Here is a 20,725-nt window from a genome sequence, read left to right as displayed (position 1 = left end):
AGAATATATATGTTACCCGTCGCCGGCTGTCGCCACGATGAACGGACCGGACGCCTCATTGCCGCAGGAAGGCCTCGAGCCTGGCGAACAGCGGATTGTCGCGGTCGAAGACGTAGTCGAGCGAGACCACCGACACCGTATCGGCGCCATGCTCGCGCAGGAAGCTGCCGAGCGCGTAGAGCTGCCCCGGTGGGCAGTGCAGCGTCAACATGCCGGATGACGTCGGCCCGCCGAACGGGGCGACCACGCCGAAGCGGCTATGGGCTTCCGCGAGCAATGCTGCATCGCATCCTTTGAAGCGGGTGCGGACCTCGCGATATTTGTTGGCCCGGGCGCGGGCGGCGATGTGGTCCAGGATGACGCGCGCGGCCTCGCGGGCCTCGGTCGACCAGTCGGCGTCTTTCGAGGCGACGAGGTTGGCCTGGCTGCGCAGGATCACGCCGTCGTCGAGCACCTTCAACCCGTTGGCAGCGAGCGTCGCGCCGGTCGTGGTGATGTCGACGATCAGTTCCGCCGTGCCGACGGCGGGCGCACCTTCGGTCGCGCCGGCGCTCTCGACGATGCGATAGTCGAGGATGCCGCGGGAGGCGAAGAAGGTTCGCGTCAGGTTGATGTACTTGGTTGCGATCCGCATCCGCCGGTGATGCTGCTCGCGGAAGCCGGTGGTGACGTCGTCCAGATCGGCCATGGTCCGGACATCGATCCAGGCCTGCGGCACCGCGACCACCACATTGGCGTAGCCGAAACCCAATCCGTCGATCAGGTGCACCCGCTTGTCGGCGTCGGCGATACTCTCGCGCACGAGGTCCTCGCCGGTGACGCCGAGATGCACCATGCCGCGCGCGAGCTGGGAGGCGATCTCGCTGGCCGAGAGATAGGCGATCTCGACATTGTCGAGCCCCGCGATGGTGCCGCGATAATCGCGTGCGCCGCCGGGCTTGGACAGCGTCAATCCGGCGCGGGCGAAAAAGGCCTCGGCATTTTCCTGCAGACGTCCTTTCGACGGGACGGCGAGAACGAAGGGCGCGCTCATGCCTTGCCTCCGCCGCGAGGCTTGCCATGTTGCGTCAGCGTCTCGATCCAGATGGAGAAGCCGACCGCCGGGATCGGCTCAGCCGAGCCGAGCTGCGTCATCAATCCATCATAGCGGCCGCCGGCGACCAGCGGCTCGGTGCCGTTGCCCCTGGCGTGCAATTCGAACTCGAAGCCGGTGTAGTAATCGAGCCCGCGCCCGAACGAGGTCGAGAAGCGCGTCTTGCTGGTATCGATGCCGCGCGCGGCCATGAAGCCGACGCGGCGTTCGAGCTCGTCGATCGCGCCGGAGAGGTCGAGCCTCGCGTCTTCAGCCAATGCGCGCAGTTGCGCGATGGCCTCGTCCGGCTCGCCCGCAATCGACAGGAAGCGCTTGATGGTGGCGATCGCATCGCGCGGCAATGCGCCTGCTTTCAGCGTCGACTGTTCGAGGAAGCGGTCAGCGATCTCGGCGACGGTGCGGCCGCCGACATTGGTGGTGCCGGCGATCGACATCAGGTCGGTGACGAGCGCCAGCGCCGCCTTGCGGTCGGAGCCGGCAAGGGCGGCCAGCACGCCCTGATATTCGTTACCGCCGGAGCCGCCGGTCAGCGTCAGCCGTTCGATGTCCTCGGTGAGGTTGACCTTGCGGTTGAAATCCTTGATCAGGCGGCGGCGCCACACCGGATAGAGTCCAAGCGTCTCGATGAGCGCATTGAACAGGGCGACGTCGCCGGTGCGGATCTCGACGTCGGTCAGTCCGAACGCCGCCGTCGCCTCCAGCGCCAGCGCCAGCATTTCGGCATCCGCCGCGGCGCGGTCCTGCCGGCCGAATGATTCGATGCCGGCCTGCAGGAACTCGCTGGGCTGGCCGCCGCGATAACGGAATACCGGGCCGAGATAGCTGAAACCGGCCGGCCTTCCGGCCTCCGGCGAGGCGAGGTAGTCACGCGCCACCGGGATCGTCAGGTCCGGGCGCAGGCACAGGTCCTCGCCGCTGGCGTCGGTGGTGAGGTAAAGGCTCTTGCGGATCCCCTCGCCGGAGAGGTCGAGGAACGGCTCGGCCGGTTGCAGGATCGCCGGCTCGGACCTGATGTAACCGGCCTGCGCAAATGACAACAGCAGTGCATCCGCCCATGCGGCGGAGGAGGCGGCACCGCGTGTGGCGGCGGTTACGGTCATCTCGACGTCCAAATCGCCCGAAAATGGGTTCCCGGAGTGGCTTTAAGGGTTCGCGGCGAGCCCTTAGCACGGCAAAAGTGTCGTTTCGACAACCATCGGCCAAATCGCTTAATGAGCGCGTAGCCCGGGTGGAGCGAATGCGCAACCCGGGACATCTGCCTCGGCGTTTGCCATTGGTCCCGGGTTACGCTGGCGCTCCACCCGGGCTACGGCGCCAGTCCCCGAGCGCCGCCTGCACCAAGGCCAGCGCCGCGACCCCTGCGGTGTCCGCGCGCAGGATCCGCGGCCCCAGCGACAGCCGGAGGGTCCTGGGCTGGCGCAGCAGCAGCGTGCGCTCCTCTTCGGCGAACCCGCCCTCCGGGCCGATCAAGACGTCGATGCCGTCAGTGGCGGCCCCCTGTTGCAGGGCCTGCAGGGGATCGCCGAGATCGGCGGCCTCGTCGCAGAATACCAGGAGCCGGTCGCCCGCACGCTCGGTCAGGAAGCGCTCGAGGGTAACAGGATCGGCGACCTCGGCGAGGGCCGTGATCCCGCATTGCTCGGCCGCCTCGATCACATTGGCTCGCATCCGCTCGCCGTTCACCCGCGAAACCTGGGTGAAGCGGGTCAGGACCGGCCGCAGGCACGAGGTGCCCATCTCGACCGCCTTCTGCACCATGTAATCGAGCCGGGCGTGCTTCAAGGGCGCGAAGACATAGGCGATGTCAGGCAGGCGATCCTGCGGCCGGGTCTGGCGGTGGACCGTCAGCGTGTCCGCCCGCTTGCGGCCACTGAGCTCGGCCTGCCATTCGCCATCGCGGCCATTGAACACCAGGATGGCGTCGCCGGCCTTCAACCGTAATACGTTACCGAGATAGTTGCTCTGGTCGCGGTCCAGCGCGACAATTTCGCCCGCTTGCAGGGGCGCATCGACGAACAGGCGAGGGGCGCGAAAGTCGTAGTCCGGCATCTGTTAATGTTCCGTCGTCACGCAACTCGGCCGCGCTTTTAGCCTAAAGCGCTAGAATCTGTAGCTTATTTTTGATCGATGGCGCGGCGTGACGCCGCGCTGTTGCCCCAATCCACGGGTTGTTAAGGAACGGCTGGAATCGTAAAAAGCCGCATGGAAATTGTGCTTCGTTTGGAAGCCGGCTGCCGGAGAAATATCCTTGATGACCCGCCTGATGGTGTCGCTGACGGTCGCCGCCGTGGTGCTCCACGCCGGCCAGGTTTTTGCGCAGGGCGCGTTTCCCGCGCCGCTGCCCGGTCAGCAGGCCGCAGCGCCTGCCAACGCCTCGCCCTTCCCGCCGGTGAACGGCGCGGCCCCGTCCGCGTCGATCGGGGCGCCTTCGGCCTTCCCGAGCCAGGGAGCGGCACCGATCGGGGGCGGCGGTGCCGGGTTTGCACCGCCACCCTCCCAGTCCGCGGGCGCGGGCCCGTCGGACGCCTGCATGAAGGGCTTCGTCCCCTTGCGCGAGGAGACCGAGCGGCGCGGCAAGCTGATCAAGGCCGCCGGTGAAAAGAAGGCGGGTCCCGACGAGGCCTGCAAGCTGATCGGCAATTACAGCCAGGCCGAGCTGAAGATGATGAAATACGTCAAGGACAACTCGGCGAAGTGCGGAATCCCGCCGCAGATCCTCGAGCAGCTCCAGAACGGCCACAAGAACACCGAGGCGATGCAGAAGAAGGTCTGCGCGGTGGCGCAGCAGATGGCAACGCAACAGGCGCGCGGTCCGGCTGGCCCGACCTTGAGCGAAGTGCTGGGCTCGGCCTCCGCGCCCGAAGCAGTGCCGACGCGCAAGGGCGGCAGCACCTTTGACACGCTGAACGGCAACGTGCTGTCGCGATGAGCGACGTCACCGCCCGCGTTGCCGATGCGACCGGCAACTGGGTCGACAGCCACGCGCCGCTCTGGTCGCGGCCTTACTTGCGTCTCTCCCGCTTCGACCGGCCGATCGGCTCGTGGCTTCTGTTGATGCCGTGCTGGTGGTCGGCGGCGCTCGCCGCCGGCATCGCCCATGACCGTCACCAGCTGCCGCTTGCCATCGTTCTGTTCTTCATCGGCGCCTTCGTGATGCGCGGCGCGGGCTGCACCTGGAACGACATCACCGATCGCAATCTCGATGCGAAAGTGGAGCGCACGCGGTCGCGGCCGATTCCGGCGGGGCAGGTGAGCGTGACGCAGGCGCTGATCTTCCTGGTCGCCCAGGCGCTGATCGGTCTCGTGGTGCTGCTGCAGTTCAATCGCTTTGCGGTCGCGACCGGCATCGCCTCGCTCGTCATCGTCGCAATCTATCCCTTCATGAAGCGCATCACGTGGTGGCCGCAGGTGGTGCTGGGACTCGCCTTCTCCTGGGGCGCTCTGATGGGGTTCGCCGTCATCCTCGAGCGCATTGATCTCGGCGCGCTTGCGCTCTATGCCGGCTCGATCTCCTGGGTGATCGGCTATGACACCATCTACGCGCATCAGGACGCCGAGGACGACGCGCTGATCGGCATCAAGTCGACCGCACGCCTGTTCGGCGCGGCCACGCACAAGGCGCTCGTGGTGTTCTATTCGCTCGCGGTGGTCCTGATCGGCACAGCGCTCGTGCTGGCTGGCGCGCACTGGTTCGCGTGGATCGGCCTCGCCGCCTTCGCGTTGCATCTGGCGATCCAGATCAGACGGCTCGACATCAGCGATCCCGCCTTGTGCCTGCGCGTCTTCAAGTCCAACCGCGACGCCGGCCTCATCCTGTTCGCCGGATTGCTGATTGATGCCGCGATGCGCTGACGCTTCCCCGGTCATTCCGGGGCGCGCCGAATCACCACTCTCTCGTCATTCCGGGGCGCGCCTCTTGGCGCGAGCCCGGAATCCATCGGGCCGCATGTGCTGGTGTTGAAATGGATTCCGGGCTCACCGCTTCGCGGCGCCCCGGAATGACGGTGTGTGTTGTGGCGCTCAATCCCGCGCGATGATCTCGCGTTCGCCGCGATGGACATTCCCCGCATCGAGCGGGCGGCCACGGCGGCGGCGTACCAGGAAGCGCGGGCGGCGCGTGTGGATGACGTTGCGGCGCCTGCGCCGGGCTGCAGGCTCGCGCGGCGCTTGCTCGCTGAGTTGCGGCAGGCGGAGCACGTCGCTCCACATCTGCCAGGCGCTTTCGATCTCCTCGCGATCGGAACTGACGCCAAGCGGGATTGCGAGCGACGGATCGCGGTGGACGAGCGTCAGCATCTGCTCGTCGCCCAAATCGCGCAACGCGACGCCGATGAAGTCGCAGACGCGAACATTGATCGCCATCCGCATGCCCTTGACGGCACGGCGCAGCACGACGCGTTCGTGGTGAAGTTCAACCTGCCGCATGCCACCATCCGCGCGGACGTCCTGCGCATGGAAGCTGAGCGGAAGAGAAAGCGGGTCGAGCCGTTGCACACGGCCCGACCCGGCGGGGTTGACCCCGCCTGTTGCTGTTTGACGCCTCACGGCTTTATCTCCCCGCCGGGATTATGTTCCCGGTCGATGCGCGAGACCTTAGCGCAGCCGTTTCCCGATCAGCTTAAGAAGGCTGGTTAAAGAGACGTCAAAGGCGCGCATGCTTGACAAGACCTTGCCGCGCTCGAGCAATTCTTCTTCATCGCGCGGCAAAACGCTTGAAATCGCTGCAAATCCGGCCCACTTGGTGGGTTTGGCGCGCCGCGCTGCGTTGAGCCCTTCAATGTCAGGAATCTGTTCGTGAACCCTTCACCATCGCTTGCCGAAAAGTCCGCGACCGACCTGTTCGACCAGTCGGTTTTGAATGAACTGGCGCAGCGTCTTGTCGAGGCCGCCAAGCGCGCCGGCGCGGATGCGGCGGATGCGATCGCGGTGCGCGGTGTTTCGCAAGGCGTCGAGGTGCGCGACGGGCGCGTCGAGGAGTCCGAGCGCTCCGAAGGCGACGATGTCGGCCTGCGCGTGCTGGTCGGTCAGCGCCAGGCGGTGGTCTCCACCAATGATGTCACTGGCGACGGGATCGCCAAGCTTGCCGAGCGCGCGGTCGCGATGGCGCGCGTTGCGCCCGATGACAAATATGTCGGGCTAGCGGATCCTGCGCTGCTGGCGCGCGACTTCCCCGCTCTCGACCTGCTCGATCGCAACGTGCCCTCGACCGCGGAACTCGAACGCCGCGCCACCGAGGCGGAAGCGGCGGCGCTCGCGGTGCAGGGCGTGACCAAATCCGGCGGTGCGTCGGCTTCCTCCGGCATCGGCGGCATGGTGCTGGTGACCTCGACCGGTTTCCATGGTTCCTACCTGCGCTCGAGCCACGGCATCTCGATGACCGCGATCTCGGGCGAGGGCACCGGCATGGAGCGCGACTATGATTTCACGAGCGCGTTGCATGCATCCGATCTTGCTTCGCCTGCGAGTGTCGGCCGCAAGGCGGGCGAGCGCGCGGTGGCGCGCACCAATCCGCGCAAGGTCGAGACCTGCAAGGTGCCCGTCGTCTACGATCCACGCGTTGCGAACTCGATCGTCGGCCATCTCGTCGGCGCCATCAACGGTGCATCGATCGCGCGCAAGACCAGTTTCCTGAAGGATCGTCTCGGCCAGCAATTGTTCGCCAGCAATATCCGCATCATCGACGATCCTTTGCGGGTGCGCGGCCTGCGCTCGCAGACCTTCGATGCCGAAGGCGTCAAGGTGAAGAAGACCGCCCTGATCGATGACGGCGTTCTGACCACCTGGCTGCTCGATTGCGCCACCGCGCGCGAGCTCGGCATGGTGACGACGGGACACGCGCATCGCGGCGTCTCCTCGGTGCCGTCGCCGGGGGCCTATAATCTGCATCTCGAGCCCGGCTCGGCGACGCCGAAGGAATTGATCGCCGATATCAAGCAGGGCTTTTACGTCACCGACCTGATCGGTTCGGGCGTCAACGGCGTGACCGGCGACTACAGCCGCGGCGCCTCGGGCTTCTGGATCGAGAACGGCGAGATTACCTATGCCGTCAGCGAAGTGACCATCGCAGGCCATCTGCTGGCGATGTTCAAATCGCTGGTCGCCGCGAACGATCTGGAATTCCGCTACAGCGTGAACGCGCCGACCCTGCGCATCGAGGGACTGACGCTTGGCGGACGCTGATACGGACGACGGGATCCTGGCGCGCGACGCCGCGCTGCTGGCGGAGGCGGTGCGGGAAGCAGGGGCGCTGGCGCTCTCGCTATTTCGCACCGAATTGAAGAACTGGATCAAGGGCGCCTCATCGCCGGTGTCGGAGGCCGATATTGCGGTCAATGACCTGCTCGAGCAGCGCCTGCGCTCGGCAACGCCCGATTATGGCTGGCTATCGGAGGAGAGCGCCGATGACCAGGCACGGCTTGGCAAGCGAATGGTGTGGATCGTCGATCCCATCGACGGCACCCGTTCCTATCTGGCCGGGCGCGAGGACTGGTGCGTCAGCGTGGCGCTGGTTGAAAATGCCGCGCCCGTACTGGCGGCGGTATTCGCACCCGCCAGCAAGGAGTTCTTTTTCGCCGCGCGCGGGCAGGGCAGCACGCGCAATGGCATCGCGGTGCGCGTGACCGCGGGCACCGATCTCGATTTCTCTCGCATGGCCGGCCCGAAGCCGCTCCTGCAGCGATTGAGCCCTTCGACGCAGGAAATCACGCTGCATCCGCGAATCGGTTCGCTGGCTCTCCGGCTATGCCGGGTCGCGCATGGCGAGCTCGATGCGGCCTTCGCCGGCGGCAATAGTCACGATTGGGACCTTGCGGCGGCGAATTTGATCGTGCAGGAAGCGGATGGTAAGATGACGGCACTCTCGGGGCATGCGATTGAGTATAATCGCCGGGAGCTGGCGCATGGGGTGCTGGTGGCAGCGGGACATGATCGTCATGCACGTATTGTCGAGCATTTTCGCAACCGCCCGTTGCGCTGACCGCCGCGCGCCAAAGGACTTCCCTGCCGGGCATCTCATCAGGAAAAACGATTATGTCAGATAGTGCCCAGCCGCAGCAATTGTTGCATCTCGTCATCGGTGGCGAGCTGATCGACCTCCAGCACAACACCTTCAAGGATCTCGATAAGGTCGAGATCGTCGGCGTATATCCGAACTACGCCAGCGCCCACGTGGCCTGGAAGGCGAAGGCGCAGCAGACCGTGGACAACGCCCACATGCGCTATTTCATCGTTCACCTCCATCGGCTGCTCGATCCGGGTCAAGACACAAAGCCCTCCCTTTGAAACGACTGATTCGCGATTTCCTGCGCAGCGGCCTCGTGCAGCGTGCGCTGGGCCTGCTTGCGGCCGAATATCTGCGGCTGGTCTGGCTGACCAACAGGTTCAGCCTTGAGCCGCCTGACGTCTACGAGCAGGTGGAACCGCAGATGCCCTGCATCTTTGTGTTCTGGCACGGCCAGCACCTGATGACCCCCTTCATCCGGATCAGGGGAAACCATCGCGCCAAGGTCCTGATATCCCGGCACCGGGACGGCGAGTTCAACGCGATCGCGGCCGAGCGGCTCGGCGTCGGCACCATCAGGGGGTCGGGGGACCATTCCGGCGGCTTCCATCGCAAAGGGGGCGTCGGCGCTTTCAGGGAGATGCTGCAGGCGCTGGAGGACAAGTGGAACGTCGCGACCACCGCCGACGTGCCCAAGCGCGCCCGGGTCGCCGGCCTCGGCATCATCATGCTGGCCCGCGAGTCGGGCCGGCCGATCATGCCCTTTGCCATGGTGACCAGCCGGTTCATCCGGTTGAAAAACTGGGATTCCACCACCATCAATTTGCCATTCGGAAGGGGCGCATTGGTGGGCATCGATTCCGTGGAGGTGCCGCCCGACGCCGACGCAGAGACCATGGAAACGCTGCGGCTCAGGGTGGAGGCCTTGCTGAACGAAGCGACCCGAAAGGCCTATGCGGTCGTCGGGCGTCCGGAGGGAGCGCTTGGCTAACTCGCTGCCGATGACGTTGCGGGTCTACCAAAGACTGTCGTCCGCGATGGTGCCGCTCGCGCCTGCGCTGATCCGGCGGCGGCTGAAGCTCGGCAAGGAGGATCCGGCCCGCGTCGGCGAACGGCGCGGCGTCAGCGCCGATGTGCGACCGCACGGGCCGCTGGTATGGATCCATGGCGCCAGCGTCGGCGAGGTGCTGGCGGCGGCGGCGCTGATCGAGAAGCTGCGCGAGCTCAATTTGCGCATCCTGCTCACCTCCGGCACCGTCACCTCGGCGGCGATCGTTGCCAAGCGCTTTCCGCCCGACGTCATCCATCAATATGTGCCCTATGATTCCCCGCGCTTTGTCGCGCGCTTCCTCGATCACTGGCGGCCGTCGCTGGCACTGTTCATCGAGTCGGATCTCTGGCCGAACCTGATTCTTTCGAGCTCCGCGCGCCGCCTGCCGATGGTGCTGATCAACGGACGAATGTCGCAGCGCTCGTTTCCGCGCTGGCAGCGGGTGTCGCACACGATCTCGGCCCTGCTCGATCGCTTCGATATCTGCCTGGCCCAGTCGGGAATGGACGCCGAGCGCTTTGCGGCGCTCGGCAGTCGCAACGTCGTCATCACCGGCAACCTCAAGCTCGACGTCGCGGCGCCGCCGGCCGATCCTGCGAAGCTGGAGCGGCTGATGGTGGTGACGCGCGGCCGCCCGATTGTGGTCGCAGCCTCCACCCATCCCGGCGAGGAAGAGCAGCTCGTGGAAGCGCATCGCGCGCTTGCGGGATTCTTTCCCTCGCTGCTCACGGTGATCGTGCCGAGGCACCCGGATCGCGGCGAGGCGGTCGCGCGCGTCGTCGATGGCGCCGGCCTGCACGGCGCGCTGCGGTCGCGCGAGGAGCTGCCGATTGCGACCACCGACGTCTATGTCGCCGACACCATGGGCGAGCTTGGCCTGTTCTATCGATTGGCGCCGATCGTGTTCATGGGCGGTTCGCTGGTTCCGCACGGCGGCCAGAACCCGATCGAGGCCGTGAAGCTTGGCGCAGCGATCGTGCACGGCCCGCACGTCTTCAATTTCACCGACGTCTATGAGGCGCTCGATCGTGCCGGCGGTGCGCGGCGTGCCGAGACGCAGGAAGCGCTGGTGAAGCAGCTCGGCCAGTTGCTGGACGATGCCAAGGCGCGCGAAGCCTCGCTGGGGGCGGCCGAACATGTGGTGCGGCAGCTCGGCGGCGCGCTGGAGCGAACACTTGGGGCGCTCGAACCGTATCTCTTGCAGTTGCGGATCGAGATGGGAGCCGCCAATGCGTGAGCCGGCCTTCTGGCACGGTCCGGCATCCCTAAAATCGCATCTGTTGCAACCGCTCGCCACGCTCTATGGCGCCATCGCCGCCAGACGTATGCAGCGCAAGGGGATCGACGCCGGCATTCCCGTGCTCTGCGTCGGCAATTATCACACGGGCGGCGCCGGCAAGACGCCGACCGTGCTGGTGCTGGCGAAGCTGCTGCGCGAGCTCGGCGAAGCGCCTGTTGTACTCAGCCGCGGCTATGGTGGCCAGTTGCGCGGGCCGGTGCAGGTCGATCCTGCCATGCATTCCGCCGCCGATGTCGGCGATGAACCGCTGATGCTGGCCGAGCGGCTGCCGGTTGTGGTTGCGCGCGACCGTGCCGAAGGCGTCGCGCTGGTGAAGTCGCTGGGAGCGACCGTGCTGGTGATGGATGACGGCTTCCAGAATCCGGCGGTCGCGAAGGATGCCTCGATCATCGTGATCGACAGCCACCGCGGCCTCGGCAATGGAAAGGTGTTTCCGGCCGGTCCCATGCGCGCGCCGCTGGCGCCGCAGATTGCGCGCACCGACGCGCTCGTCGTGGTCGGCGGCGGCACTGCCGCGAAGATGCTGGCGACCGAACTCAGGGTGCGCGGAAAGCCTGTGCTGGCGGCGCGGCTGCGGCCGGACGATGCATCGCTTGCGTCGCTGCAGGGCCGGCGCGTGCTCGCCTTTGCCGGCATTGGCGATCCCGCGCGCTTCTTCAACACCCTCCGCAACAGCGGCATCGACGTCATCAAAGAGAGTGCGTTCCCCGATCACCACGTGTTCTCGAAGGCTGACATCGATAGCCTGGTGTCGCAGGCGAGAGGCGACGGGCTGACATTGGTGACCACGGAAAAGGATCTGGCGCGGCTCAAGCAGCGCGGAGAGCTGCCTGTCTGGACGCAGGCGGTGGTGCCATTCGCGGTGACACTGGAGTTCGAGGATGCGGCATTGCTGCGCAAATTCGTCTCAGACAGCCTGTCCAAGGCGCGCGAAAACAGGCTCGGTAGTTCGTAGCCCGGGTGGAGCGAAGCGCAACCCGGGACATCCCCGTCAGCAATTGAGAGCGGTCCCGGGTTACGCTGGCGCTCCACCCGGGCTACGGCAGTGCCATCTATGGCAGCGCTATCCCTGCTTCAGTGCAGCGGGAAAATGCCGCTGCAGCACCGCGGTCGGGGTGGCATAGGCCTCCTGCAGATCGACGCTCCAGTACTTCAGCTCGTCGAGCGGGATCCGTACGTCCGTGAGGGCGCAGCGCACATAGGTTCCGGGCGAGACCACGCGGAAATCGCCATCCAGATATTGCACCTGTGCTTCGCCATGACCCGAGGGACCAAACTTGTTCAGCACTATGAAACTCTCCGCCCGGCCTTAACACGAGGCCTCGTTGGGGTTGCGGTTTTTACCTACCATAAATAGGCTGTAATGTCCGCAGGTTAAACCACCGACTTGTGATGAATTGCGGCCATTCTGCATGATAATTTGGCAGCTATGGTCCGCTTGGTCAGCAGCGCCACCATGATCCGGCCAATCGAGATGCGGTTTTTGTCAGCAGCCATTTTCCTGACGTTCATTGCTGTGGCTTCCGCCGCGACGGCCGCGCCGCTGCCTGCGCCGCATCAGGTCGATATTCCCGCCGCCAATCTTACGTTGCACGCGCAGCTCTACAAGCCCGACGGCGATGGCCCGTTTCCGACCGTGATTGCGCTGCATGGCTGCGGCGGTCTCGCCGGGCGTTCGGAGCCGGTCTTGCCGCGCTACCGCGACTGGGCGGAACAATTGCTCAAGGCTGGCCACGCCGTGCTGTTGCCCGACAGCTATGGCTCGCGCGAGGTTGGCCCGCAATGCCGCGTCAAGGACCGGGAACGGCATGTGCTGGCGCGCCGCGAGCGGGTCGCCGATATCATGGCGGCGCGGCAATGGCTGATGCAGCAGCCTTGGGTGGCGCATGAGCGCATCAGCCTGATCGGCTGGGCCAATGGCGCCAGTGCGCTGTTGTGGGCCGTGCGGCCGCAACTTCCCTCGCGCAGCACTGAGCCGGATTTCCGCTCGGCGATTGCGTTCTATCCGGATTGCCGGCTGTCCTCCAGGCTCGGCTGGAGCACGCGGGTGCCGACCTTGGTCATGATCGGCGCCAATGATGATGTCAGTTCTCCGCCGGCCTGCCACCAGATGGTCGACGGCGCGCGAGGCCGCAGCGCGCTGGCTCGGATCATCACCTATCCCGGCGCCTATCACGACTTCGATCTCGCCAACCTGCCGCTGCGGCCGATTGCCGGAACAGCCGATGCCGCGATGCCCGAGGTCGGCCACATCGGCACCGATGCTGAAGCTCGCACCGACGCGCAGAAGCAAGTCGCCGCCTGGCTCGCGCGTTAGCCGTTTCACCTCGCCCGCTTGCGGGAGAGGTCGGTACGTAGCGCCGGGTGAGGGCTCTCTCCACTCAAAGAGTGTCAATCGCGGAGACATCCCCACCCCAGCCCTCCCCCGCAAGCGGGAGAGGGAGCCTGTAGCCCGGGTGAAGCGCCAGCGTAACCCGGGGCCGCTCGCGACGCGGGCACAGAATGTCCCGGGTTACGCGTTCCGCTCCACCATCCGGGCTACAGGCTAGAAAAGGCTGCCCTGGTCGACCGGCTTTACGAGCCGCTTCGGCGCGGGTTTCGACTCGCGCGTGACCGGCTTCGGCTCAGGCGTCGGTGCCGCGATGGCGGGGCGATCGCCATCGGCGGTAGCAGCCACGCGGCCGTCGGCGAATTCGATCGACAGAAGTGCATTCGGCGCGACGCTCGCCGCGGCATGCACGGGATGTCCCGCTTCGTCGCGCACCAGCGCAAAGCCGCGCGCCAGCACGCTGCGATAGGAGAGCGCCGCCAGCAATTTTCCGCTCTGGCCGACGCGTGCATCTAGCCGCTGCAGCAGCGTGAGCATGGCGCGCTGCGCGCGCTCGGAGAGCCGATGGGTGCGTTCGCGCTGCCGTGCGATCGCGTTCCGCTGCGCCTGTGCATTGGCGAGCTTGGACGCCTTGAAGCGAACCTCCAGCCCCGTAAAGCGCTCGCGCCGGCTGCGCAGCAGTGAGCGTGCCGAGAGCGCGATGCGCTCGCCCGAGACGGTCAGGCGCTGCCTGGCATGCGAAATCTGCCCGTGCAGCACGCGCAGCGTCAGCCGGCCGCTGGTGGAGGCGAAGCGGCGGAAATGCGCGTGCGTGTTTGCCTTCAATCCGCGCGGCAATGCTGCGCCGAGATGGTCGAGCCGCTGCCGCGGGATCGCCAACAGCTCGCTCGGCGCTGGCAGTGCGCGCGCCGCGGCCCGCAGTTCGTTGCGGCGGGCCTCCTGGCCGCGCTGCCAGCACACGGAGACACGCCGGGCCAGTGCAGCGACTTCGGTGAGCAGTTCGCTGCGCACCGGCACCGCCATCTCGGCGGCGGCCGTCGGCGTCGGCGCCCGCTTGTCGGCGGCGAAATCGATCAGCGTGATGTCGGTCTCATGGCCCACGGCCGAGATCAGCGGGATCATGCTGTCGGCGGCGGCGCGAACCACGATCTCCTCATTGAAGGACCAGAGGTCTTCGAGCGAACCGCCGCCGCGCGCGACGATCAGAAGATCGGGGCGCGGAATCCTTCCGCCCTCCGGCAGCGCGTTGAAGCCGCGGATCGCGGCGGCGACCTGCTCGGCGGAGCCGTCGCCCTGCACCTTTACCGGCCACACCAGCACGCGGCGCGGAAAGCGGTCTTCCAGGCGATGCAGGATATCGCGGATCACCGCGCCGGTCGGCGAGGTGACGACGCCGATCACTTCCGGCAGCCAGGGCAGGAGCTGCTTGCGTGCCTCGTCGAACAGGCCCTCGGCGGCGAGCTTCTTCTTGCGCTCCTCCATCAGCGCCATCAGCGCGCCGATGCCGGCCGGCTCCAGCGCCTCGATCACGATCTGGTATTTCGAGGAATTCGGATAGGTCGTGAGCTTGCCGGTCGCGATGACCTCGAGCCCCTCCTGGGGCTTGAAGCGCATGCGGGCGTGGGCGAACTTCCAGATCACCGCCTCGATCTTGGCGTTCTCGTCCTTCAGCGCGAAATAGCAATGGCCGGAGGAATGCGGGCCCCGGAAGCCCGTGATCTCGCCGCGGACCCGGACATGGCCGAACCTGTCCTCCACCGTTCGCTTCAGCGCGGAGGACAGTTCCGAGACGGTGAATTCGGGCGCGTTGAGCAGATTCGGTGCGGCGGTCATCACTTGTTAGAATCGGGCTTTTTAGGCGCGGGCGCAAGGTCCTGGGATGCCAACCAGCCCGTCAGGCCACATATCCACATCAGAGCGGAGCCATTCCTTGCGGCGGCGTGATGCCGTGCTAAACCGTCGCGCTACGGCGCGGCAACCCTTAATTCTGACTGCAATCGCATGAACATTCTCCTGATCGGTTCCGGCGGCCGCGAACATGCGCTGGCGTGGAAGATCGCCGCCTCTCCATTGGTGACAAAGCTGTGGTGCGCCCCGGGCAACGCCGGGATCGCGCGCGAGGCTGAATGCGTGGCGCTCGATGTCGCCGATCATTCCGCCGTGATTGAGTTCTGCAGGCGCAACGCCGTCGATCTCGTCGTGGTCGGTCCGGAGATCCCGCTCGCCGCGGGGATCGTGGATGATCTCGCTGCCGCCGGCATCAAGGCGTTCGGCCCGAGCAGGCTCGCGGCGCAGCTTGAGGGGTCCAAGGGGTTCACCAAGGACCTCTGCAGCGAGTTCAACATTCCAACCGGTGCCTATCGCCGCTTTGACAATGCCGATGATGCGCTGGCCTATGTGCGGGCGCAGGGCGCGCCGATCGTGGTCAAGGCCGACGGACTCGCGGCGGGCAAGGGCGTCGTGGTCGCCAAAACGCTGGACGAGGCGGAAGCGGCGATCGCGATGATGTTCGAGGGCGGATTCGGCTCGGCTGGCGCTGAGGTCGTGATCGAGGAGTTCCTGTCCGGCCGCGAGATCAGCTTCTTCGCGCTGTGCGACGGCGAGACCGCAATCCCGCTTGCCTCCGCGCAGGACCACAAGCGCGTGTTCGATCACGATGAGGGGCCGAACACCGGCGGCATGGGCGCCTATTCGCCGACGCCGTTCGTGACGCCTGAGATCCACGACCAGATCATGGCGCGGATCATCCTGCCGACCGTCGCCGGCATGAAGCAGCGCGGCACGCCGTTCCGCGGCGTGCTTTACGCCGGCGTGATGCTGACGGAGCAGGGCCCGAAACTGTTCGAATACAACGTCCGCTTCGGCGATCCCGAATGCCAGGTGCTGATGCTGCGGATGATGTCCGACATCGTGCCGGCCTTCCTCGCTGCCTGCGACGGGCAGCTGAGGAATTTTGACCTGCGCTGGTTCCCCGAGCCGGCGCTGACGGTGGTGATGGCGGCGAAGGGCTATCCCGGCGATTACAAGAAGGGCACGCGCATCGAAGGGCTCGACGAGGCCGCTCAGATCGAGGGCGTCGAGATATTCCATGCCGGCACGGTCGAGAAGGATGGCGCCATCCTCGCCAATGGCGGCCGCGTGCTCAACATCTGCGCATCCGGCGAGACGGTGACGCAAGCCAAGCAGCGCGCCTACGCCGCAATCGACCGCATCCGCTGGCTGGACGGCTTTTGCCGCCGCGACATCGCCTGGCAGGCGGTGGAGGCCGAGAAGGGCGTCTGACGAACTCGTCATACGCGGGCTTGACCCGCGTATCCATCTTCAAAGAATCTCTTGGTAGAATGGATTGCCGGGTCAGGCCCTGCAATGACACCGATGCACGGGAGTGTTCGCGAATGTCCGATCTCGCCGATTTGTTTCCCGGCTATGCCTCCGAGTGGATCAACACGTCCTCCGGCCGCATCTTCGCGCGTGTCGGCGGCAAGGGGCCGCCGCTGCTGTTGCTGCATGGCTTCTCGTCCACGCATGTAATGTGGCATCCGGTGGCGCCAAAGCTCGACGACAAATTTACGCTGATCATCGCCGACCTGCCGGGCTATGGCTGGTCCGACATGCCTGACAGCGACAAGGACCACACGCCCTATACCAAGCGCGCGATGGCGAAGACGCTGATCGAGGCGATGGAGAAGCTCGGCCATGTACAATTCGCGCTCGCCGGTCACGACCGCGGCGGGCGCGTCTCCTACCGGCTGACGCTCGATCATCCCGGGCGGCTGTCCAAGCTCGCGGTGCTGGATATCCTGCCGACCTATAATTACTGGGAGCGCATCAACCGGCTCTATGCGCTGAAGATCTATCACTGGACCTTCCTGGCGCAGCCGGCCCCGTTTCCGGAGACGCTGATCCTGGGCGCGCCGGATTTCTTCCTCCGCCACAAGATGGCGAGCCAGACCAAATCGAAAACGCTGGATGCCATCGATCCGCGCGCGCTGGAGCATTATCTGGCGCCGTTCCGCGATCCCTCGCGCGTGCATGCGATGTGCGAGGATTACCGCGCCGGTGCTTATGCCGATTACGAGATCGACAAGGCGGACTTCGAGGCGGGCAAGAAGATCACGATCCCGATGCTGGCGCTGTGGGGCGATGCCGGCATCGCAAGTGCCGCGGCGACGCCGCTCGACACCTGGAAGCAGTGGGCGACCAATGTCAGCGGCGCGCCGGTTGATTCCGGGCATTTCCTGACGGAGGAGAATCCGGACGCGACGGCGAAACTGCTACGGGAGTTTTTCCTGGCGTCCTAGCCGCAATCTCCACCGTCATACCCGCGAAGGCGGGGTATCCAGTACACGGCGGCCTATCGATGAGTCACTACCGTCTCTGGAATACTGGATTATCCGCCTTCGCGGATGATGACGGCGGTGTGTGGGCGCGCAGGGCGCAACTCACCGCCGCTCCCTGAAAAACTCGCGCAGTAGCGCCGCGGCCTCTCGCTCGCCGATGGCGGGATAGATTTCCGGCCGGTGGTGGCAGGTGGGCTGCGAGAAGAACCGCACGCCGGATTCGACGGCGCCGCCCTTGGGATCGGCCGCGCCGTAATAGAGCCGGCGGATGCGGGCGAACGAGATCGCGGCGGCGCACATGGTGCAGGGCTCAAGCGTGACATAGAGGTCGCAATCCACCAATCGCTCGGTGCCGATCGCCTCGGCGGCCTGCCGGATCGCCAAAATCTCGGCATGCGCGGTCGGGTCGCGGTCGGTGAGGGTCCGGTTGCCGGCGGTGGCGATCACGTCGTAGCCTCGCACGATCACGCAGCCGATCGGAACTTCGCCGGCGTTTCCGGCGTTTTTGGCGGTTTTCAGCGCCAAATCCATGAAAGAAGGGGCAGTCATGCCTCGTATCATCGCAAGAAACCTGCTACTAGCTGCGCCTTCAGCAACAGTGGACACCCGGCTTTGCAAGAGATGCGGCCCGATAGCGGCGCACGCAAATGCCTTTTGACCGACATTTGAGAAGCGAGACCTTTCATGCCCCGCGACCGCGACAAACACAACGACTCCCCGCGCGGCCGGCGGGACGGGGCGCCCGGCAAGGGCCGCTCCGGCAAGCCCCGCGGGCCGGAAAAGAAGTTCGCCAAGCGCGGCTACGGGGGGGACGGGGACGAGGGTGAGAAGCGTTCGTTCGGCGGCAAGCGCGAGGATCGCCCATTCCGCCGCCGCGAGGAGGGCGATGCGCCGCGCCGCGAGTTTGGCGACCGGCCGCGCTTCAAGCGCGACGACCGCCCGCGCGAGGATCGCGGCGAGCGCAGCTTCAAGCCGCGCGGCGATCGTCCGAAATTCGGTCGCGATGATCGCGCGCCGCGCGATGATGCCCGACCGGCCGGTCGCTTCTCGGACCGGAAGTTCGGCGACAGGAAGCCATACGCTTCGCGCGACCGCGACGGCGAGAAGCGACCGTTCCGCGAGCGCGGCGAGGGTCCCCGCGGCGAACGCTCATTTGGCGAGCGTCCCGAGAGAAAATTTGGTGGCGACAAGAAATTCTCCCGCGGCGGGGATCGCAAGAGCGACCGTGGACCGCGCAAGGATTTCGGCGATCGTCCGCCGCGTGGCGAGTCCAAGCCGTGGGAGAAGCGCGAGCGCGATTTCGACCGGCCGAAATTCGACAAGCCGCGCTATGACCGCCCGCGCGACGATCGCGGCGGCGACGAGCGCCCGCGCTTTTCGCGCTCGCGCGACGACCGTCAGGAGGGCGATCGTCCATTCCGCGAGCGGCCGAAATTCGATCGCCCGCGCGAGCGCGATGATCGCAAGTTCGATCGTCGCCGCGAGCGCCCCGAGGGCCGCACCGATTGGCAGGAGCATCCGCGCAGCGAAGGGCGTTTCGGCGATCGTCCGCGCCGCGACAATGAGGATGACAGCAAGATCTTTGCGAAGCGCCCGGCCTTCGGCGGCCGCGGCGCCTATCGCGAACGTCCGGCGGACTTCGAGAGGCGGCCGCGTCCGGAGCCGAAGCCGAAAAAGTCCGGCGAGCGGATTGCAAAAGTGCTGGCGCGTGCCGGCCTGGCCTCGCGCCGCGATGCCGAGGAGATGGTGACGCAGGGGCGCGTCACCGTGAACGGCCGCGTCATCAATTCGCCGGCCCTCGACGTCACCGCCAATGATGTCGTCGCCGTCGACGGCAAGCCGTTGCCGCCGCGCGAGCGGACGCGATTGTTCATGTATCACAAGCCGCGCGGCCTGATGACGACCCATGACGATCCCGAAGGGCGTCCGACCGTGTTCGACAATCTGCCCGAAGGCCTGCCGCGGCTGATCAGCGTCGGCCGGCTCGATTTCAACACCGAGGGATTGCTGCTGCTCACCAATGACGGCGGCCTCGCGCGCGTGCTCGAACTGCCCGACACCGGCTGGCTGCGCCGCTATCGCGTCCGCGCCCATGGCGAGGTGACGCAGGCGCAGCTCGATGAATTGAAGAAGGGCGTCGAGGTCGAGGGCATCAAATACGGTCCGATCGAGGCGACGTTGGAGCGCGACCAGGGCTCGAACGTCTGGCTGGTGTTTGCGATCCGCGAGGGCAAGAACCGCGAGGTGCGCAATGTGATGGCGCATCTCGGCCTCGAGGTGAACCGGCTGATCCGGATCTCCTACGGTCCGTTCCAGCTCGGCGAGCTCGAGGAAGGCAAGGTCGACGAGGTCAAGACGCGGGTGCTGCGCGAGCAGCTCGGCGAAAAGGTCGCCAAGCTTGCGGGCGCGGACTTCGCCCGGCCAGAGCACCATGCCGGCGGTGATGACGATGCGCTACGTGACAGGAAGCCGCCCAAAAGCAAGCGCGCGGTGATTGCCGACAGCAAGGGCCGCCGCGTGCTGGTGCAGCGCTCCGGCAGCGAGGAGGCGCGCATTCGTAACGAGGAAGAGAATGCCGGCTACGGCCCGCCGCGCCGCGTCAAGCGCGCCTATCACGGCAAGCGCGACTTCAAGCCGAAGGACGAGTAGGCGGGCCGATGCGTAGCGGCAATCGGTCCGCTCTCAGTGCTTCGTCATGGCCGGGCTTGACCCGGCCATCCACGGCTTTCTCGCGCCGCGGACCGAAGCACGTGGATGCCCGGGTCGAGCCCGGGCATGACGGAGAGTTGTGAATGCGCGTCGTCGGGGGACGATTGAAGGGCCGCAACCTGGCCGCGCCATCTTCGCGCGACATTCGCCCGACCGCGGATCGCCTGCGCGAGTCCGTGTTCAATATCCTCATCCACGCTTATGACGATCCGATCGAGGGCGCGCGCGTGCTCGACCTCTTCGCCGGCACCGGTGCGCTCGGCATCGAGGCGGTGTCGCGTGGTGCCAAGTTCGCGCTGTTCGTCGACAACGGCGCCGAAGCCCGCGCGCTGCTGCGTAACAATGTGGAGTCGCTGGGCCTCGGCGGCGTGACAAAAGTGTTCCGCCGCGACGCCACCAATCTCGGGCCTGCGCATCCCGTCGAGCCGTTCTCGCTGGTGTTCCTCGATCCGCCCTACGGCAAGGGATTGGCGGACAAGGCGCTGGCGTCCTTACGCGACGGTGCGTGGCTGACGCCGGGCGCGCTCGTGGTAGTGGAAGAGGCGAAGGCCGCCGCATTCGCCGCGCCTGACGGATTCGAGGAGCTGGAGCGCCGCGCCTATGACGACACGGAGTTCGTGTTTTTGAAGGTGCCGTAGAGCCTGAGAACCAATTCGGTTTTCGGGTAGACGGCATCCGAAGTAGCGGATGTTGAAGACCTCGACGGTGGAGCGGGGCGGGATTTGCGCGCCGCTATGGTTTGGCGCAGCTATGGGTTGGCGAGGCGATGTCCCTGCAGGATGTTGTTGGTGAGGGCGTACCAGAGCACGACGGCTCGGACCTTTTCGATGCCGCGCACCGTCAATTGCCTGAGGTCCCAGTTGCGCCAGCGGGCATGGATGCATTCGCAGATCGAGCGGGCCT

The 20,725-nt window shown here is 66.1% G+C and carries 20 protein-coding genes and 1 pseudogene; 13 read left to right on the top strand and 8 right to left on the bottom strand.

Going from position 1 to position 20,725, the window contains the following annotated elements:
- Positions 1 to 55 precede the first annotated feature (55 nt).
- From hisG to YY7_RS0133080, 3 genes are all read right to left on the bottom strand, one after another.
- Positions 56 to 1,033 (bottom strand): ATP phosphoribosyltransferase, encoded by a 978-nt coding sequence (hisG, locus tag YY7_RS0133090; RefSeq protein ID WP_028166949.1) that lies wholly within the window; start codon positions 1,031 to 1,033, stop codon positions 56 to 58.
- On the bottom strand, positions 1,030 to 2,193 hold the full coding sequence (locus YY7_RS0133085; protein ID WP_028166948.1) for an ATP phosphoribosyltransferase regulatory subunit: 1,164 nt from the start codon (positions 2,191 to 2,193) through the stop codon (positions 1,030 to 1,032). Before YY7_RS0133085 ends, hisG begins: the two co-directional genes overlap by 4 nt.
- Positions 2,194 to 2,377: 184 nt before the next feature.
- Positions 2,378 to 3,142, bottom strand: coding sequence for a 16S rRNA (uracil(1498)-N(3))-methyltransferase (locus tag YY7_RS0133080; protein ID WP_028166947.1), 765 nt, complete (start codon positions 3,140 to 3,142; stop codon positions 2,378 to 2,380).
- Between the two features lie 199 nt (positions 3,143 to 3,341).
- Here YY7_RS0133080 and YY7_RS0133075 point away from each other — a divergent pair, with 199 nt between their 5' ends.
- Both YY7_RS0133075 and ubiA read left to right on the top strand, forming a co-directional pair.
- Positions 3,342 to 4,022 carry a hypothetical protein gene (locus tag YY7_RS0133075; RefSeq protein WP_028166946.1) on the top strand — a complete coding sequence of 227 codons (681 nt, stop codon included), beginning with the start codon at positions 3,342 to 3,344 and terminating at the stop codon, positions 4,020 to 4,022.
- Entirely contained in the window at positions 4,019 to 4,945 is a 927-nt protein-coding gene (ubiA, locus tag YY7_RS0133070; RefSeq protein WP_028166945.1) for a 4-hydroxybenzoate octaprenyltransferase, read from the top strand. The genes YY7_RS0133075 and ubiA overlap by 4 nt, the downstream gene beginning before the upstream one ends.
- 168 nt (positions 4,946 to 5,113) lie before the next feature.
- Here the strand turns inward: ubiA and YY7_RS0133065 are convergent, their stop codons facing one another.
- Complete coding sequence (locus tag YY7_RS0133065) at positions 5,114 to 5,638, bottom strand: DUF6101 family protein (protein ID WP_028166944.1); 525 nt, start codon at positions 5,636 to 5,638, stop codon at positions 5,114 to 5,116.
- Positions 5,639 to 5,887: 249 nt separating this feature from the next.
- On the opposite strand from YY7_RS0133065, the gene YY7_RS0133055 reads away from it, so the two are divergent.
- The 6 genes from YY7_RS0133055 to lpxK are packed head-to-tail and all read left to right on the top strand — an operon-like array spanning position 5,888 to position 11,399.
- Positions 5,888 to 7,273, top strand: coding sequence for a TldD/PmbA family protein (locus YY7_RS0133055; RefSeq protein ID WP_028166943.1), 1,386 nt, complete (start codon positions 5,888 to 5,890; stop codon positions 7,271 to 7,273).
- Positions 7,260 to 8,069, top strand: coding sequence for a 3'(2'),5'-bisphosphate nucleotidase CysQ (locus YY7_RS0133050; RefSeq protein WP_028166942.1), 810 nt, complete (start codon positions 7,260 to 7,262; stop codon positions 8,067 to 8,069). The genes YY7_RS0133055 and YY7_RS0133050 overlap by 14 nt, the downstream gene beginning before the upstream one ends.
- Positions 8,070 to 8,122: 53 nt before the next feature.
- A complete protein-coding gene (locus tag YY7_RS0133045) occupies positions 8,123 to 8,374 on the top strand; it encodes a DUF4170 domain-containing protein (protein ID WP_028166941.1) in 252 nt (83 codons plus the stop codon).
- Positions 8,371 to 9,084, top strand: coding sequence for a lysophospholipid acyltransferase family protein (locus YY7_RS0133040; protein WP_028166940.1), 714 nt, complete (start codon positions 8,371 to 8,373; stop codon positions 9,082 to 9,084). Before YY7_RS0133045 ends, YY7_RS0133040 begins: the two co-directional genes overlap by 4 nt.
- Positions 9,047 to 10,381, top strand: coding sequence for a 3-deoxy-D-manno-octulosonic acid transferase (locus YY7_RS0133035; RefSeq protein ID WP_035691533.1), 1,335 nt, complete (start codon positions 9,047 to 9,049; stop codon positions 10,379 to 10,381). The genes YY7_RS0133040 and YY7_RS0133035 overlap by 38 nt, the downstream gene beginning before the upstream one ends.
- Positions 10,374 to 11,399, top strand: coding sequence for a tetraacyldisaccharide 4'-kinase (gene lpxK / locus YY7_RS0133030; RefSeq protein WP_028166938.1), 1,026 nt, complete (start codon positions 10,374 to 10,376; stop codon positions 11,397 to 11,399). The genes YY7_RS0133035 and lpxK overlap by 8 nt, the downstream gene beginning before the upstream one ends.
- A gap of 108 nt (positions 11,400 to 11,507) precedes the next feature.
- Here lpxK and YY7_RS0133025 read toward each other — a convergent pair whose 3' ends face one another.
- Positions 11,508 to 11,732, bottom strand: a complete 225-nt coding sequence (locus tag YY7_RS0133025) for a DUF2093 domain-containing protein (RefSeq protein WP_028166937.1) — start codon at positions 11,730 to 11,732, stop codon at positions 11,508 to 11,510.
- Positions 11,733 to 11,918: 186 nt separating this feature from the next.
- Here YY7_RS0133025 and YY7_RS0133020 point away from each other — a divergent pair, with 186 nt between their 5' ends.
- On the top strand, positions 11,919 to 12,761 hold the full coding sequence (locus tag YY7_RS0133020) for a dienelactone hydrolase family protein (protein ID WP_028166936.1): 843 nt from the start codon (positions 11,919 to 11,921) through the stop codon (positions 12,759 to 12,761).
- A 228-nt stretch (positions 12,762 to 12,989) separates the two neighbouring features.
- Here the strand turns inward: YY7_RS0133020 and xseA are convergent, their stop codons facing one another.
- Positions 12,990 to 14,606, bottom strand: coding sequence for an exodeoxyribonuclease VII large subunit (gene xseA, locus YY7_RS0133015; RefSeq protein ID WP_028166935.1), 1,617 nt, complete (start codon positions 14,604 to 14,606; stop codon positions 12,990 to 12,992).
- Between the two features lie 168 nt (positions 14,607 to 14,774).
- On the opposite strand from xseA, the gene purD reads away from it, so the two are divergent.
- Both purD and YY7_RS0133005 read left to right on the top strand, forming a co-directional pair.
- Positions 14,775 to 16,055: a phosphoribosylamine--glycine ligase gene (purD, locus tag YY7_RS0133010; protein ID WP_028166934.1), complete on the top strand. Its 1,281-nt coding sequence runs from the start codon at positions 14,775 to 14,777 to the stop codon at positions 16,053 to 16,055.
- Positions 16,056 to 16,168: 113 nt separating this feature from the next.
- Entirely contained in the window at positions 16,169 to 17,074 is a 906-nt protein-coding gene (locus tag YY7_RS0133005; RefSeq protein ID WP_028166933.1) for an alpha/beta fold hydrolase, read from the top strand.
- Between the two features lie 141 nt (positions 17,075 to 17,215).
- Here the strand turns inward: YY7_RS0133005 and YY7_RS0133000 are convergent, their stop codons facing one another.
- Positions 17,216 to 17,662, bottom strand: a complete 447-nt coding sequence (locus YY7_RS0133000) for a nucleoside deaminase (protein ID WP_245287490.1) — start codon at positions 17,660 to 17,662, stop codon at positions 17,216 to 17,218.
- A 135-nt stretch (positions 17,663 to 17,797) separates the two neighbouring features.
- Between YY7_RS0133000 and YY7_RS0132995 the strand changes: the two genes are divergently transcribed.
- Together YY7_RS0132995 and rsmD are read left to right on the top strand one after the other, a co-directional pair.
- Complete coding sequence (locus YY7_RS0132995; RefSeq protein WP_028166931.1) at positions 17,798 to 19,762, top strand: pseudouridine synthase; 1,965 nt, start codon at positions 17,798 to 17,800, stop codon at positions 19,760 to 19,762.
- A 143-nt stretch (positions 19,763 to 19,905) separates the two neighbouring features.
- Positions 19,906 to 20,460: a 16S rRNA (guanine(966)-N(2))-methyltransferase RsmD gene (gene rsmD, locus YY7_RS0132990; RefSeq protein ID WP_028166930.1), complete on the top strand. Its 555-nt coding sequence runs from the start codon at positions 19,906 to 19,908 to the stop codon at positions 20,458 to 20,460.
- A 110-nt stretch (positions 20,461 to 20,570) separates the two neighbouring features.
- Here rsmD and YY7_RS60855 read toward each other — a convergent pair.
- A pseudogene (locus YY7_RS60855) lies at positions 20,571 to 20,725 on the bottom strand (IS5/IS1182 family transposase); the annotation flags it as partial.

This window comes from Bradyrhizobium elkanii WSM2783 (assembly GCF_000472865.1).
GTDB classification, from domain to species: domain Bacteria; phylum Pseudomonadota; class Alphaproteobacteria; order Rhizobiales; family Xanthobacteraceae; genus Bradyrhizobium; species Bradyrhizobium elkanii_A.
The sequence above is the reverse complement of the archived record's forward strand: the minus strand, read 5'-3'. Positions and strand labels throughout refer to the sequence as shown.

Coding starts and splice junctions, on each gene's coding strand:
- hisG (WP_028166949.1), bottom strand. CDS start 1,033: ATGAGCGCGCCCTTCGTTCTCGCCGTCCCGTCGAAAGGACGTCTGCAG.
- YY7_RS0133085 (WP_028166948.1), bottom strand. CDS start 2,193: ATGACCGTAACCGCCGCCACACGCGGTGCCGCCTCCTCCGCCGCATGG.
- YY7_RS0133080 (WP_028166947.1), bottom strand. CDS start 3,142: ATGCCGGACTACGACTTTCGCGCCCCTCGCCTGTTCGTCGATGCGCCC.
- ubiA (WP_028166945.1), top strand. CDS start 4,019: ATGAGCGACGTCACCGCCCGCGTTGCCGATGCGACCGGCAACTGGGTC.
- YY7_RS0133045 (WP_028166941.1), top strand. CDS start 8,123: ATGTCAGATAGTGCCCAGCCGCAGCAATTGTTGCATCTCGTCATCGGT.
- YY7_RS0133035 (WP_035691533.1), top strand. CDS start 9,047: ATGCGGTCGTCGGGCGTCCGGAGGGAGCGCTTGGCTAACTCGCTGCCG.
- lpxK (WP_028166938.1), top strand. CDS start 10,374: ATGCGTGAGCCGGCCTTCTGGCACGGTCCGGCATCCCTAAAATCGCAT.
- YY7_RS0133020 (WP_028166936.1), top strand. CDS start 11,919: ATGCGGTTTTTGTCAGCAGCCATTTTCCTGACGTTCATTGCTGTGGCT.
- xseA (WP_028166935.1), bottom strand. CDS start 14,606: ATGACCGCCGCACCGAATCTGCTCAACGCGCCCGAATTCACCGTCTCG.
- purD (WP_028166934.1), top strand. CDS start 14,775: ATGAACATTCTCCTGATCGGTTCCGGCGGCCGCGAACATGCGCTGGCG.
- YY7_RS0133005 (WP_028166933.1), top strand. CDS start 16,169: ATGTCCGATCTCGCCGATTTGTTTCCCGGCTATGCCTCCGAGTGGATC.
- YY7_RS0133000 (WP_245287490.1), bottom strand. CDS start 17,662: ATGACTGCCCCTTCTTTCATGGATTTGGCGCTGAAAACCGCCAAAAAC.
- YY7_RS0132995 (WP_028166931.1), top strand. CDS start 17,798: ATGCCCCGCGACCGCGACAAACACAACGACTCCCCGCGCGGCCGGCGG.
- rsmD (WP_028166930.1), top strand. CDS start 19,906: ATGCGCGTCGTCGGGGGACGATTGAAGGGCCGCAACCTGGCCGCGCCA.